This is a genomic window from Cobetia marina, assembly GCF_001720485.1.
Lineage (GTDB): Bacteria > Pseudomonadota > Gammaproteobacteria > Pseudomonadales > Halomonadaceae > Cobetia > Cobetia marina.
The window spans coordinates 2,871,242-2,885,436 of sequence record NZ_CP017114.1 but is presented as its reverse complement, the minus strand read 5'-3'; the positions used below and the strand labels follow the sequence as shown (position 1 = coordinate 2,885,436).

Here is a 14,195-nt window from a genome sequence, read left to right as displayed (position 1 = left end):
GCCTTGCAGAGCGCTTTCACCGGGCAGTTCTCGCGCACGATGATCAGGCCTCTCCCAAGTGTCGTGGGTTATGCGCATGATCTCAAGGACTGTGATGCTCACCTGTCGCTTGCGCTGGCGACCACCGGGCAAGGTGCTGGGCCTAGAGCTAGGCATAGGGCTGGGCCTGGGGCCGAACGAGGTACGTGGCTCAGTGCCGGGCACGAGCCGAGAGGAGAGATTGGCCAGGACGGGCCGGCAGGGGATTGGCCATCAGGACCGGCGAGGGCGGCGGGTCCTGATGGCAGGGCTGGCTCAGTGGCTCAGTAATTCAGAGGCTCAGAGGCTTCAGTGGCGTTGCGTCGGCGCCACCGTCCGGCCGGTGAGCGACGCCAGGGCGAGCCCCAGGGCGCTGTCGGGTTCGGCGTTACGCAGCGTCACCAGTACCGGCAGACGCAGACGCGGAATCAGCGCCAGATCACGGGCGAGAGCCTGGAAGCTGGCCTGCGGGCAGTTGGCCAGTCGCACGAGGAAGGTCGGCAGGCGCTCGGCATCTTCCAGATGGGCATAACCGCGTGCGGCGATCGCGACCAGCACATCCACGCTGGCGGCGCTCTCGTCCGCCAATAGCGTATCCAGCCATTCGGCGGCCGCTGGCAGGGGGCTGGCAGCCGCTGCACGCAGGCAGGCGCACAGGGTTTCCAGGTCTCCCAGCTCCCGTGCCGTCTGACCGCGGCGAATCAGACTGTCGAGCAGCTCCGCCTCCAGACTGTCCGTCAGCGGACTGGCCAGCTGCGGATGGGCCGGGGGAGCCTGCTCCAGGCACAGGGCGAGCGCGCGCAGCGGCGTGTCGGGAAGATAGCCGATCCGTTCGATCATCGCCTCGGCAAGTTCATTGGTGAACTCACCGCGACGCGTCAGCCCATCGGCGATGCCCTGCAGGCCAACGCTGGGCCAGTCATCAAGGGGCAGTTGCGCGGCGAGATAGCGTTCCGCCTGTTCATAGTACTGGCTGGCAGGGCGATCACAGTCGATGCTGGCGCGGGCATGCAGCATGGCGCGCAGGCTGTCATCTGGAGTGAAGGCCAGGGGATTGTCCTGCATCAGGTTGTCGATCTTGCCTGCCTCGGCCTGCAACAGGTCAGAACGACCGACGTTCAGTGCCGTCTGGCCGAGTGTGGTCAGCAGGCGTTCGAGGAATGCATCTCGTTGCGGCGGAGAAAGCCGGCCTTCTTCATCCAGCGGCAGGGCCAGAAACCACACCAGTGGATCGTCGATGCCGGCGGGTCGGAAGACGCACGCCAGCCGGGCCTGTCCCTTGAAAGGTTGCGACCACGGCTGTTGCTGGGTCTCGAAGGCTTCCAGCTCTTCAAGGCTCAAGGGGGACAGGATGCGCCCCAGATGATAAAGGTGCACGTCAGCACCGGTGCGCTGGAAGAAGTTGCTCAGGGAGGAGAGTGGAGTCATGAGGCTCACCGCTGCGGTTGGGCTCCCCGGACGCAGTACGCGTCCGGGACGACCTGAGATTGGGCGTGATATCGGCAAGGATACGCCAAGAATGGCTGAGACTTTAGCGATTCGCCTCTTTGCATGCCACCCGCGAAGGCTGTCGCGCATTGTCGCAACACCTTGATTGCAGAAGGATTGCCGGCTATGGGGCCTTTGGGAGACGTCCTGGTGACTCGCTGATGAAAATTTGATCAATTTTCTCCTGCCCAGGTCTGGCGCGGCTTGCAGCGAGGAAGCACAAGGTTATCCACAGTATCGTCCACGGAAGACGTGAATAACTGTCATCCTGATGACCTCAGCCTGTCATCGTTAGCCGCTACCCGGTGGCGTGCTCTTGAGAGGGCACACTCAATCCGAGTGGCAGCGGCCGTTGCGCCCGCCGGGACGCCTCGGCGCATGGCTGGTCAGCAGGGGCAGGCATGCTAGAATCTCATCATTGCTCGCGCATGTAGCGTTATTCCTTTTCGTTCTTACCAAAGTGGAGGAAATGTTTGGGAATGCGCGACAGGCTCGTTATTCTATAAAACTAAATCACATATAAATGCTGGCGCTTATGCCTGATTCGTTGCTGTCATGTGCTCGCTGCGTGTGGGACGGTGGATGACGTCTGCACTTCGACACATGCCCTGCCCGCATAAGTCTGCCACCATCGAGGATTTCCGATGCGCCATTCACGTTCACTTGCTGCCGTCTTCTCTGCCACTGCTCTCAAGGGCACCGTGATGGCGGCGGCATTGGGGGCTGCTGCCATGGGCAGCCTGGCCGCTCACGCCGACACCCTGAAGGTCGGCATGTCCGGGGGCTACTTCCCGTTCACCTTCGTCAAGCAGGACAAGCTGCAGGGCTTTGAGGTGGATGTCCTGAATGCCGTGGGCGAGATCACCGGCGACGATGTCGAATTCGTCACCATGAGCTTCTCCGGTCTGATCGGTGCACTGGAAGCGGGTCGTATCGATACCGTGGCCAACCAGATCACCATCACCGATGCGCGCAAGGCCAAGTTCGCCTTCACCCAGCCGTACGTCTATGACGGGGCGCAGGTGGTCAAGCGTCGTGGCAATGACGAGATCACCGGCGTCGAGTCCCTCAAGGGGCACAGCGTGGCGGTCAATCTGGGGTCCAACTACGAAGCGCTGATGAAGGAGCTGCCGTACGCCGACCAGATCGATATCAAGACCTATGAATCCAACATCGAGCAGGACACCGCCCTGGGCCGTGTCGATGCCTTCGTGATGGACCGCGTCAGCGCAAGCCAGGTGATCCAGAAGACACCGTTGCCGCTGGAGCTGGCAGGCACGCCGTTCTCACGTCTCGAGAACGCGCTGCCGTTCCGCAAGGATGCCGAGGGTGAAGCCAAGCGTGACGCGGTGGATGCCGCGCTGACCGAGCTCAAGGAAAATGGTCGTCTGGCCGAGATTTCCAACAAGTGGTTCGGCAATGACATCACCACGCCTTGAACATTGACGGGCGCGCCCTGATACAGGGGGCACCCGTGGACGAGCCTGACGCATGACGGTGTGTCACGTGCAGGCGCGTCAATCGATGTCGTGAGCAAACGGGGTGACGGCACAACCGTCACCCCGTTGCCGTGATGATGCTCCGCGTGTCGCCGGGATATTGCCGTCATCACGTCGATGGGCGTCTTCCGTGAGACTCTCAGCCAAGCCCTCAGCCTGTCCGGATAACGAATGGATACTCTCAATATCGATTACATGCTTGGCCTGCTGCCGGTCATGCTCAAATACCTGCCACTAACACTCAAGATGGCCTGTATCGGCATGGTGGCCGCGCTGGTACTGGCCTCGCTGTTGGCGGTAGTGCGGGTGCTGAAGGTGCCGGTGCTCAACGCGCTGACCGTGGTGTTCATCTCCTTCTTCCGCGGTACGCCGCTGCTGGTGCAGCTGTTCCTGTTCTACTACGGCCTGCCGCAGGTGATGTCGTTCCTCACCCAGATCGATGGCGTGACCGCGACGATTCTGGGCCTGACGCTGCACTTCTCTGCCTACATGGCCGAGTCGATCCGTGCGGCCATCGTCGGCGTCGATCGCAGCCAGACCGAGGCGGCGCTGTCCATCGGCATGACCAATGTCCAGTTGATGCGTCGCATCGTGCTGCCACAGGCAGCCCGTGTGGCGGCTCCCACGCTGATGAACTACTTCGTGGACATGATCAAGTCCACGTCGCTGGCCTTCACGCTGGGGGTGACCGAACTGATGGGCGCGACCCAGAAGGAAGCGGCCAGCAGCTTCCTGTACTTTGAATCCTTCATCATGGTGGCCATCGTCTACTGGGTGATGGTGGAAGGGCTGTCCTTCGTGCAGCGCTGGATGGAGAAACGTCTCAACAAGGCCTATCAGCGATGATTGCAGTCAGAAATCTGATCAAGAAATTCGGCGGGCAGGCCGTGCTCGATGGCATCACGCTGGAAGTGAAACAGGGCGAGATCATCGTCGTCATCGGCCCGTCGGGTACCGGCAAGTCCACCTTGCTGCGTTGCATCAACTTCCTGGAACAACCCGATGACGGGGAAATCCAGATCGGCGAGCACAAGGTCGCGGCCACACGCGCCAGTCGCCATGACATTCTTGCCCTGCGTCGCAACAGTGCCTTCGTGTTCCAGAACTATGCGCTGTTCGCCAACAAGACGGCGCTTGAGAACATTGCCGAGGGCCTGATCGTCGTCAATGGCTGGCCCAAGGCCAAGGCGCATCAACGCGCCCGCGAGATTCTCGAGCGCATCGGCATGAGCGAGAAGACGGATGCCTTCCCGGCGGCGCTTTCCGGTGGACAGCAGCAGCGGATCGGCATCGGGCGTGCCATGGCGGCCCAGGCCGAGGTCATCCTGTTCGATGAGCCGACCTCGGCGCTCGACCCGGAATGGGTCGACGAAGTGCTGGAGCTGATGAAGCAGCTGGCGGTGGAGCGTCAGACCATGATCGTGGTCACCCACGAGATGCAGTTTGCGCGGGAAGTCGCTGACCGCGTCATCTTCATGGAAGGCGGGCGTATCGTCGAGCAGGGGCCACCGAGTCAGCTGTTCAGCGCGCCGAAGGATGACCGCACCCGCGCCTTCCTGCGCAAGGTGCTCGATGAAGTCCCGCCGCAGGGAGCGGCAGGTATCTGAGCGGCTGCCATCTCAAGGGCAACCCTCATCACGACGGCCCACCTGCCTGCGCAGGTGGGCCGTCGTGGTTGGTGAGGCTCGTCGTGATTGATGGCGAGCATCGTGATTGCCCGGACGCATCCCCGCGATGCGCCCGGGGCAGGAGAGGGCGGCGACTAGCTGCGTCGCGGCATGCTGTGCACCCTGGCCACCGCATCATCGAGAGCCAGGGCCACACGCTCTTCCAGCAGCTCCTGTTCGGCAGGGGTCATGTAGAAGGCCATGTCCACATCATGACGGATGTAGCGCGGTGCCAGCTGATTGAGCGCGATGCAGGCGACATCCTCGCGGCTGTCGCCATCCATGCCGCTGGCCGTGGCATGCAGGCGTATGCCATCGAACACCAGTTGCTCCATGTAATTGTGGACGCCCATCGACTGTGGGCTCCCCTGGGTCGAGCAAGACGTTGCGTGCTGTCCGTGCATGATGAGTCTCCCTTGTGACGTGACGAAGGCGGTCATTGCCTGCTGTCGAAAGGCCGGTCTCCTGTGCCCGTCCGACGGACAGAGCCTCAGCCCGACAACAGACGCGCTTCTGCCTCTTCAATATGATCAGCCAGCCCGGACAATACCAGCGTATCGCCACACGCGAGACGAAGATCACCCGTGGGCTCCTCGATGCAGTCCCCGTTGGCGCGCACGATGCGGGAGATCAGGATACCGCTGCGCTCCGGCAGGGAGATCTCGTCCAGTCGGCGCTCACAGGCCCAGGTGCTCTCGGTCAGGGTCACGGGATGGCGTCTCAGCAGCGGGTTGCCACGCTTGTCGGTCAGCTGTGACTGCTGGCCGTGGAAGTAGCCATGCAGCAGACTGTAGCGGGCCTCGCGGGCCTTCTGGATCGAGCGCGCCACACGGCGAAATGGCACCTCGAGATTGACCAGCACATGCGAGACCAGCATCAATGAGCCTTCCAGTACCTCCGGGATCACCTCGGTCGCGCCGGCGGCCTTGTAGGTGTCCAGGTCGGCATCATCCTGGGTGCGCACCAGCACCTTGAGCTCGGGGAGCTGCAACGGCTGGATGGCATGCAGGATGGCCAGTGCATGCGGCAGCTGGTTGACGGTGATCACCACCTGGCGGGCGCGCTCGATGCCCAGTGCGCGCAGAATGTCCTGACGCTGGGCATCACCGAAGACCACCGGTTCACCCGCGCTGGCGGCTTCATGCACGCGGATGGGGTCGGCATCGATGGCGATCCACTGGAGCTTCTCCTGGGTCAGGAAGCGCCCGACCGTCTGACCGACACGCCCGAAGCCGCACACGATGACGTGGTCGTGCAGCGGGGCCGTGGCCTCGCTCAACTGCGCCGTGGTGTGCGGATTTTCCTGGGTGGGGGTATGTGAGCGGCAGGCACGTTGCGACAGATGCTGGTTGTGACGAATGAGCGAGGGCGTGACGACCAGCGAGCCGATGATGATCGCCACCACCAGTCCCACGGTATCGGTGTCCATCAGCTGCTGTTGACTGGCCAGTGCCAGCAGGGCAAACCCGAACTCTCCGCCCTGTGACAGCACCAGGCCGGTGCGCATGGCCGAATCCAGTGGTCGTCCGGAGAGTCTGGCAAGCCCCGTGATCAACAGTGCCTTGGTGGTCAGCAGACAGATCACGCCGATCACCACCCAGTACCACTGTGCCAGCAGGACATGCGGGTCGAGCAGCATGCCGACCGAGACGAAGAACAGGCCCAGCAGGATGTCCCGGAACGGGCGGATGTCCGCCTCTATCTGATGCCGGTAATGGCTTTCACCGAGCATCATGCCCGCCAGGAAGGCGCCGAGCGCCATCGAAAGGTGCAGGCTGTGGGTCAGCCAGGCCGAGAACAGGGCCACCAGCAATACGGTGAGCACGAACAGCTCTTCCGAGCGTGAGCGCGCGACTTCCTGAAAGACCAGTGGCAGCACCCATTTGCCGATGGCCATCATCACCACCACCAGGCCGATGCCCTTGGCCAGCATCACGCCCAGATCGCTGAGCAGCTGGCTGCCATCTCCCGCCATGGCCGGAATCAGGATCAGGAACAGCAGGGCGGCAAGGTCCTGAAACAGCAACACTCCCACCGCGGCATGGCCGTGGGGGCTGTCCAGCTCGTTCCAGCGCGCCAGCTCCCGCGTCACGATGGCCGTGGAAGAAAGTCCCAGTGCGCCGGCCGCGACCAGCGCCGCGGCAGGGGTCAGCCCCAGTGCGCAGCCCAGCGCCCAGAAGAGTCCGCTGCAGACCACCACCTGGGAGGCTCCCAGTCCGAAGACGGTGGTCTTGAGGGCTCGCATGCGGGGCATCGAGAATTCCAATCCCAGCGAGAACAACAGAAAGACCAGGCCGAACTCCGACAGAAAGGCCAGCTCTTCCGGACGGCCTATCCAGCCTGCCAGATGCGGGCCGACCAGAAAGCCCACCGCCAGATAGGCCAGTACCGGTGGCAGGTGCAGGCGTCGGAACAGCGCCGCCGCGACTACCGAGGCCCCCAGCAGGATCATCACGTCATTGAACAGGCTATCTGCCATCTGGCCCTCCTGGCCTTCCAAGCGTATGAACGGGATAATACCGTGAACGCATCATGCATGAATTGACGGAGGTGTCATGAACCCGACCGAAATACCCCAGGACGGCGAACTCGCCGGCAACGCGCATGACGAATTGCGTGACCTGCTGGCACGCCTGGAAGCGACGATGAAGGCGGCGGATCTGTGGCGCATGGAGACACCGACCCCAGAGGCCTTCATGAGCGTGGAGCCCTTCTGCGTGGACCGCATGGACATGGGCCAGTGGCTGCGTTTCGTGTTCATCGCGCGTCTCGAGGCACTGTGTGACGCGCGTGGCAGCTTCCCGGTGAAGTGTGACGTGGCGCCTGCCATCGAGGCCTGGTTGAAGGATGCGCGTCCGGAGCGCCGCGTGGCGATGACGGAAGTCGTGCGCGAGATCGATACGCTGATCACCGACAACTGAGTCGTCGCGGTTCACACGGGAGATGGGTATGCCGTACTACTTCGCCTACGGAAGCAACATGAATCCGGCGCGTGTCGCGGCACGCATCGGTGACACGCGTCGTGCCCTGCATGGCTGGCTGGAGGAGCATCGGCTGAGTTTCGACAAGGCGTCGCGTGTTCCGGGGATCGCACATGCCAATGTGCAACCGGCGCGGGGTGAGCGTGTCGAAGGGGTGCTCTACGAGCTGCGCGACCCTGAGCAGATCACCCTGATGGACCCCTACGAGGGGCGCCCACATGAATATGAGCGCTTTCGTCATGCCATCGTGACACGTGACGGTGTCATCGAGGCCTGGGTGTACATCGCCTTGCCGGAGCGCACTAGTCAGGGACTCAAGCCGGCCCGTGAGTATCTCGAGCACCTGCTGGGCGGACGTGACTTCCTGACCCCGGACTATTTCACGGCATTGGCAGACGTGGAAGCGGTGCACTCGCTGGATGATGACACGCTCGCACGGCTGGGGCTGTCACGCAGCACGCCGCGCTGAGGCGCCAGAGACGACAGCCGTGACGAAAAAAAGCCCGCCCCTCATCACGAGGGGCGGGCTTTTTCATGGCAACGCCGTGGCAACATCATGCCACCAGGGGATGGCCGAGGGGCGCTCAGCGTTGCTCGGTCAGTACCGGGTCCAGATTCGTCTGGTCACGACGGCTGGCCAGCATGCCGATGATCAGGCCCGCCAGTGCAGGTGCCAGCCAGCCCAGATTCATGGAGGCCAGCGGCAGCAGCGGCTCGATGCGGTGCGAGATGGCCATCAGGGAATCGATGCCACTGGCTTCGAAGCCATCGAGCAGGCTGACCAGCAGGGTCAGGCCCAGGCTCCAGGCGAACACGCGCGGTGCATCATGCAGGCGCGGGCGCAGGTAGGAGAGCAGCGTCAGCACCAGCACCAGCGGATAGAGCGTGACCAGTACCGGAATCGAGACGCTGATCAGGGTCGAGAGGCCCAGGTTGGCGATCAACGCCGAGGCCACGGCCATCACGATCACAAGCAGACGGTAGGGCACGCTCGGCAGCAGGCGATGGAAGAACTCGCCGCAGGAGGTCAGCAGGCCCACCGCGGTGGTCAGACACGCCAGAGTGATGACCAGCGCCAGAATCAGCTTGCCGGCATCGCCGAACAAGGCCTCGACGTAGACCGGAATCAGTTCGCCCTTGGCGGCTTCCGTCACCAGAGCATGGCTGGTGGCGCCCATGTAGGTCAGCGGCAGATAGACGGCGGCCAGACAGATCGCGGCGATGGCGCCGGCCCACAGGGTGTAGCGCGTCACGTCAGCGGTGGCGGTGATGCCACGCGCCTTGATCGCGGAGACGATCAGGATGCCGAACACCATCGAGGCCAGCGCATCCATGGTCAGGTAGCCCTGCTGGAAGCCGGTCATGAAGGGCGCTTCGGCCCACTCGGGGCTCACCGGGCCCAGCGGCCCCTGCGGGTCGATGATGGTGAACAGCGCGATCAGTGCCAGCAGCGCGATCAACAGCGGAGTCAGCCACTTGCCGACCACGTCCATCAGCTTGCCGGGGCTCAGGGCGATCAGGGTGGCAATGCCGAAGAACACCACCGAGTGCAATGCCAGGCCTGACTCGGGCGTCATGTCGATGAACGGACGCATGCCCATCTCGAAGGCGACGGTGCCGGTACGCGGGATGGCGAACATCGGCCCGATGGACAGATAGATGGCGACGCCGAAGGCCGCTGCCGCCCACTTGGGCAGCGGGGAGGTGATCTTGTCGAGCCCGCCGCCGATCACGGCGACCGCAACGATTCCGGCCAGCGGCATGCCGACACCGGTGGTCAGAAAGCCGAGTGCGGCTGGCCAGAACTCGGCCCCTGCGCCCTGACCTACCTGAGGCGGGAAGATGATGTTGCCAGCGCCAAGGAAGAGCGCAAATGTCATGAAGCCCAGCGCCACGATATCGAGGCTGGAAAGTCGTGTTTTCAAGATGACGTCCTACGGATTCAGCGGATGCGTTGCGGCAGCAGGATGTCGGAGTCGACACGCTGCCGGGAAGCCGTTGGCCAGCGACAGGGGTGAGGTCACCAGCAGACTCGGGCTCGCTGGGTAGTGCGAAGCCCGCGTCTCATGGCGAGAAACAGGCCAACCTGTGAGTCGCCTGAATCTGACGCGGCGCATTATCGTTGATTTCACGCATCAAGACAAAGTGAGTACTCCCTCCCGAGCAGTCCGCTTGCCGGCCTGATCGCGACGTGAGTCGTCAGGTGGGGGAAGCCGGGGGCAGCGGGATGAAGTGAGGCCATCCATCCGGCACCACGAATACCCGCCATTGAGAGGGGGTGTCGTGTCGCGAGTCCAAGGGCCGGTGCGGCGCGCGTTCCAGCCATAGCTGACGCGGATGCTGAGGCGGCGCCTGCCGGGGAGTGCCCGTTGGTGGGTTCGCTTCCCCGTCAGAGGGCGCGAAATAGTCCTCGAGCCAGAGTTGCAGCTCGCGCCACCCGGTCAGTGATTGCGCAGGGGGAGGGGCCAGCCAGGCGGGCTTTTCCCTGAGACAGCCCAGCAGCGGCGCGGTATCCATCGCGGTACTGTCGAGGCGCTGGCAGAAGGCGGCAAACTGGCTCACGGGGACCCACCAGCCAGCCTGCGCCGCGCTTGAAGGATGGCAGTGACGCGGTGGCGGCAGCTGCTCATCGGCAGGTGTCTCCGGCTGCCAGGGGCGAAACAGACCGCCGGGCATGGCCAGGCATTGGCCCGCGAGCCACCCGGGGGCCGAGTCTCCCGTCGCCTCGGCGGCGTCGCTCACGGGTAGGCCAAGCGCCTGACGAATCGTCTGTTGTCCCCGCTCGCTGAGCGCCAGTGGCAGCTGGTGCGCAAGACTGCGTCGCGTCTTGATGGCGAGACTGTCGGCGCCACCCGGGCCGATCCAGCGCTCCAGGCCATCCGCCGGCCCCGGACCTTGTGGCAATCCCAGATAGAACTTGATCGCGACTTCCAGGTGGGTGGGGGTCGTATCGCCTGCCGCCAGATACAGCATGTCCAGCTCGCCCAGCGTGATCTTGCCTTCCATGATCCTGAGATTGTGGGCCAACAGTCGGCTGCCTGGGGCGTGGGCCAGCACGAACCGCCACAGCAGCTCGTGATAGAGACCGAGCCGATGGTGGCGACGCTCATCCACCGCGGATTCCAGTGCCTCGGGGGCCTGCTCAAGCTCGCTCAGCCAGCGATGGCGAGTGATGTCGTCGCCCAGTCCCAACGCCTCGAGAGTCGGGCGCTGATAAGGGAGCAGTGTCAGCAGGTCCGGGGCACTCAACAGCCAGGCGATATCCCTGACGCGCGGATGCGTATAGCGCTCGCATTCGCCACGCAGGGTCTGCCCGGCAGTCTTCGGCCAGCGGGTGGGAGGGGCCTGCAAAGGCGCATCATTGTCAGGAATCGGTGGCGGGTTGGACATGTCGCCAGTGTAACGCTCACTCACCCACGCGGCCATTCGTGCCAGAGGGACCCCGACCTCTGCTGACGGTGTTGGCGAGGGCATCGTCTTTGAGGATTGATTCCTCATGAGAACCAACCCGTGATGGTCAGGCCGGTACTCCACGCGCTGCACGTCTCTCGGCGTGTTCAACAAAGAATGTACGCAACATGCAGACAAGATGCAGGCAATGTGCGCGTGTCTCTTGAGGTCTGAATGCCCCCTTGTCACCTGACCAGGACGGAGCCGTCATCTGACGAGCGCGCCCAGGCAGCGTGCTTGAGCCAGGGCCCCCGGCGATGGTGGAAGCGACCTTCGGCGTACCCGGTGGGTGAGGAACAATTCGGTCGGCCGGGGTGAACAATCCTCTGCTCTGCAAGGGAGTTATCCGGCTTCCTGTCGCTGGCCGACAGAAAAATAAACGCATTATTTCTCTTTCTGCTGCATCCAGTCTCAAGGCCTTGGCGTATGTCTCATCAGAACATGACGACACACTTCGCCGCTGGCGACATGTTTTCCCAAGGGGAGTCTCGAGACAGGGATTTCTCTCGAACACCGAGATTCTGCCAGGGCAAGGCGTCAGTCAGATGGCTGACTCGGCACGGAATCAGGAAGTTTCTGCGCCATTATGGTTATACAAGAGTTGTCCGTGACTCTGGCAAGAGTTCTCGATCTCGAGGGGCGCGCGGAAGATGCTGGCCCCGGAATCGACAGCCCACCGCGAATTTGTTGCTCAAGGCGAAACAGTGAGCTTCCAATGGTACGGCTAGTTAGAAAGCGGAATAAAGATTAGTCTGTTAATTATCGAAGCGAAGCACGACCCACAGCCAATGGAGGACGGAGCCCGGGCAGGGGCTACTCGCCAGATCCTTCACTCGCTGACAACGACTTCACGCGGAATCATCCGCTACCCAGGACCAGGAGATAGACCATGAAGAACACCACACTGAAGACATTGATCGCCGCTGCCGTCATCGCCACTGCCAGCACGTCCGCCCTTGCCGCTGATGACAGCCCTGCCGCTCTGCGCGTCCAGAATGCGCTGAACAGCCAGCAGATCATCGGCCAGTCCCAGCCGGCAGCCACCAGCCAGCAGAGCTTCGCGGAGACTGGAATGAGCGTTGCCGCCGGACGTGTCGAGCAATCACTCAATGCCGAGCACATTCGTGGCCAGCAGACCGCTGCCGTATCCCGGGCCAATGACACCGTTTCCGAGCAGGGCAAGAGTGTCGCAGCCAGCCGAGTCCAGCAGAGCATCAGCGACAACGCCTGAGCCGACGCAACGCTGAGTCGTCAACGGGTCGCAAGACACGGCCTCTCGGCGCGTCGCTCTCAAGCACTCTGTCTTTCCCTACCTCTTTCGTCAGTGTCATTTCCAGGAGTCACATCATGAAGACCTTCAATGCCCTCATCGCCGCCGCCGTTCTCTCCGTCACCACCGCAGGCGTTGCCAACGCTGATAGCGTTGCCGACCAGCAGGTTCGCGCCACCATCAGCGAATCCGTGATCCACGGTCAGGCCCAGCAGGTAGCGGCTCAGCCGCTGCATCTCAACGATGCCGGCAAGAGTGTTGCGGCCAGTCGTGTCGAGCAGGCGCTGAACAACCAGAGCGTCAATGGTCAGCAGGCGCAGATCACTCGTGATTCCCGCCAGTACGTCAATGATGCCGGCAAGAGCGTTTCCGCCACCCGCGTCCAGCATGCCCTGAGCGAAAGCGTCTGAGGACAGGGGATCGCAGCGGTGGATGGTCTTGGCTGCCGCCATCTGGTGGGCCGTCTCTGCGCATGGTATGTGCTGGATGTCGACAAGGTACTGGAGAATTTCCTTGAGTCTTCGTGAGGCATTCTTGCCCCATATTACGTCGATTGGATGTTGATATCTGCGATGTGTCATTGATAAGACTTGAGACGATTTCTGAGGCGCAAGGCGTGATAGTCGCTCGAGAATGACAAGCCAGTCAGTCCTCGCAAGGAAGGATGATTCATCTGGATCATTGCAGATATTTCCCGCGTTTTTCGTGAAGATTCATCGCCAGTTCATGGTAAAGGTGTCATGGTGGGTCACGGTGATTAAACGTTGTTGATTGCCGAGCGGCATGCCGGAAATGTCGAGGCCGGATGCCATGATATCGATCAAGTGGAGACCCATGATGGTGCGCGGAAAACTCAAGAAGGTGGCAGGTTCAGTGTTGTTGGGTATCGGCCTGATGTCGGGGAATGCGATGGCGGATGATGTCGTCGATAAGCCCAAGGTGCTCATCTTCGATGTCAATGAAACGCTGTTGGACCTGACCTCGATGCGCAGTTCGGTCGGTGAGGCACTGGGGGGAAGAGAAGACCTGCTGCCCCTGTGGTTCTCGACCATGCTGCATTACTCCCTGGTGTCTACCGTGACCCGGGACTATCACGACTTCGGGCAGATCGGTGTCGCCTCGTTGCTGGTGGTCGCGCAGAACAACGGTGTCGAACTGACGGATGAGCAGGCGAAGAAGGCCATCATCACACCGTTGCTGACACTCCCGCCTCACCCTGACGTCAAGGAAGGTCTGGCCAGGCTCAAGGCTGAAGGCTACAAGATCGTCAGTCTGACCAACTCGTCCAACAAGGGCGTCAAGGCCCAGTTCGAGAACGCGGGACTGCTGCCGTATTTCGATGCTCGCTACAGCATTGAAGATATCCAGATCTACAAGCCGGACCTGCGTTCCTATGAGTGGGTGCTGGACAAGCTCGATGTCGAACCTGAAGAGGCCATGATGGTCGCTGCACATGGTTGGGATGTCGCGGGTGCCAAGGAAGCGGGCTTGCAGACCACCTTCATCGCCCGCCCGGGCAAGGCACTCTTCCCGCTGTCAAAGGCGCCGGATCATGTCGTGCAGGATGTGAACGAACTGGCCGACATCCTGGAGTGATTTCCTTGATTGGCGGGTCTATCGAGATCCTGTCACCCTGAAGTCCGCGGTATCGGTGGGGCTGGCGAGTCTCCTTTGACAGAAATCATATCCTGTCAATCGGGAGACTGCCGGTCCCATCGCCTGGCAGATTCATCGTGAATACTCCGCAAGTATTCTGGCGATATTGTCGAGATTTCGTGATGGTGGTTCGCTGTCATGTGCTGTGTTTGGTTGATGTTGATCG

The 14,195-nt window shown here is 62.2% G+C and carries 13 protein-coding genes; 8 read left to right on the top strand and 5 right to left on the bottom strand.

The window, feature by feature from the left end; translation table 11 throughout:
• Window positions 1-327 precede the first annotated feature (327 nt).
• Complete coding sequence (locus tag BFX80_RS12120) at window positions 328-1,446, bottom strand: DUF3549 family protein (protein ID WP_084209046.1); 1,119 nt, start codon at window positions 1,444-1,446, stop codon at window positions 328-330.
• Window positions 1,447-2,210: 764 nt separating this feature from the next.
• On the opposite strand from BFX80_RS12120, the gene BFX80_RS12115 reads away from it, so the two are divergent.
• From BFX80_RS12115 to BFX80_RS12105, 3 genes are all read left to right on the top strand, one after another.
• Window positions 2,211-2,945, top strand: a complete 735-nt coding sequence (locus BFX80_RS12115) for an amino acid ABC transporter substrate-binding protein (RefSeq protein ID WP_103751385.1) — start codon at window positions 2,211-2,213, stop codon at window positions 2,943-2,945.
• A 231-nt stretch (window positions 2,946-3,176) separates the two neighbouring features.
• Window positions 3,177-3,851, top strand: a complete 675-nt coding sequence (locus tag BFX80_RS12110; RefSeq protein WP_077372544.1) for an amino acid ABC transporter permease — start codon at window positions 3,177-3,179, stop codon at window positions 3,849-3,851.
• Window positions 3,848-4,612, top strand: coding sequence for an amino acid ABC transporter ATP-binding protein (locus BFX80_RS12105; RefSeq protein ID WP_084209044.1), 765 nt, complete (start codon window positions 3,848-3,850; stop codon window positions 4,610-4,612). The genes BFX80_RS12110 and BFX80_RS12105 overlap by 4 nt, the downstream gene beginning before the upstream one ends.
• A 155-nt stretch (window positions 4,613-4,767) precedes the next feature.
• Here BFX80_RS12105 and BFX80_RS12100 read toward each other — a convergent pair whose 3' ends face one another.
• Entirely contained in the window at window positions 4,768-5,025 is a 258-nt protein-coding gene (locus BFX80_RS12100; protein ID WP_084209043.1) for a late competence development ComFB family protein, read from the bottom strand.
• 137 nt (window positions 5,026-5,162) lie between these two features.
• Entirely contained in the window at window positions 5,163-7,151 is a 1,989-nt protein-coding gene (locus BFX80_RS12095) for a cation:proton antiporter domain-containing protein (RefSeq protein WP_084209042.1), read from the bottom strand.
• Between the two features lie 76 nt (window positions 7,152-7,227).
• On the opposite strand from BFX80_RS12095, the gene BFX80_RS12090 reads away from it, so the two are divergent.
• Window positions 7,228-7,593, top strand: a complete 366-nt coding sequence (locus BFX80_RS12090) for a YqcC family protein (protein ID WP_084209041.1) — start codon at window positions 7,228-7,230, stop codon at window positions 7,591-7,593.
• Window positions 7,594-7,621: 28 nt separating this feature from the next.
• The gene (locus BFX80_RS12085) at window positions 7,622-8,122 is read left to right on the top strand and encodes a gamma-glutamylcyclotransferase family protein (RefSeq protein WP_084209040.1); all 501 of its coding nucleotides are present in this window, start codon (window positions 7,622-7,624) and stop codon (window positions 8,120-8,122) included.
• 115 nt (window positions 8,123-8,237) lie between these two features.
• Here the strand turns inward: BFX80_RS12085 and brnQ are convergent, their stop codons facing one another.
• The gene (gene brnQ, locus BFX80_RS12080; protein ID WP_205632705.1) at window positions 8,238-9,578 is read right to left on the bottom strand and encodes a branched-chain amino acid transport system II carrier protein; all 1,341 of its coding nucleotides are present in this window, start codon (window positions 9,576-9,578) and stop codon (window positions 8,238-8,240) included.
• A 274-nt stretch (window positions 9,579-9,852) separates the two neighbouring features.
• Window positions 9,853-11,067, bottom strand: coding sequence for a DUF1853 family protein (locus BFX80_RS12075; protein WP_240499563.1), 1,215 nt, complete (start codon window positions 11,065-11,067; stop codon window positions 9,853-9,855).
• A 925-nt stretch (window positions 11,068-11,992) separates the two neighbouring features.
• On the opposite strand from BFX80_RS12075, the gene BFX80_RS12070 reads away from it, so the two are divergent.
• From BFX80_RS12070 to BFX80_RS12060, 3 genes are all read left to right on the top strand, one after another.
• On the top strand, window positions 11,993-12,334 hold the full coding sequence (locus tag BFX80_RS12070; RefSeq protein ID WP_084209039.1) for a hypothetical protein: 342 nt from the start codon (window positions 11,993-11,995) through the stop codon (window positions 12,332-12,334).
• Window positions 12,335-12,450: 116 nt separating this feature from the next.
• Window positions 12,451-12,783 (top strand): hypothetical protein, encoded by a 333-nt coding sequence (locus BFX80_RS12065; RefSeq protein ID WP_084209038.1) that lies wholly within the window; start codon window positions 12,451-12,453, stop codon window positions 12,781-12,783.
• 424 nt (window positions 12,784-13,207) lie between these two features.
• Window positions 13,208-13,969 carry a haloacid dehalogenase type II gene (locus BFX80_RS12060; RefSeq protein ID WP_084209037.1) on the top strand — a complete coding sequence of 254 codons (762 nt, stop codon included), beginning with the start codon at window positions 13,208-13,210 and terminating at the stop codon, window positions 13,967-13,969.
• Window positions 13,970-14,195 lie beyond the last annotated feature (226 nt).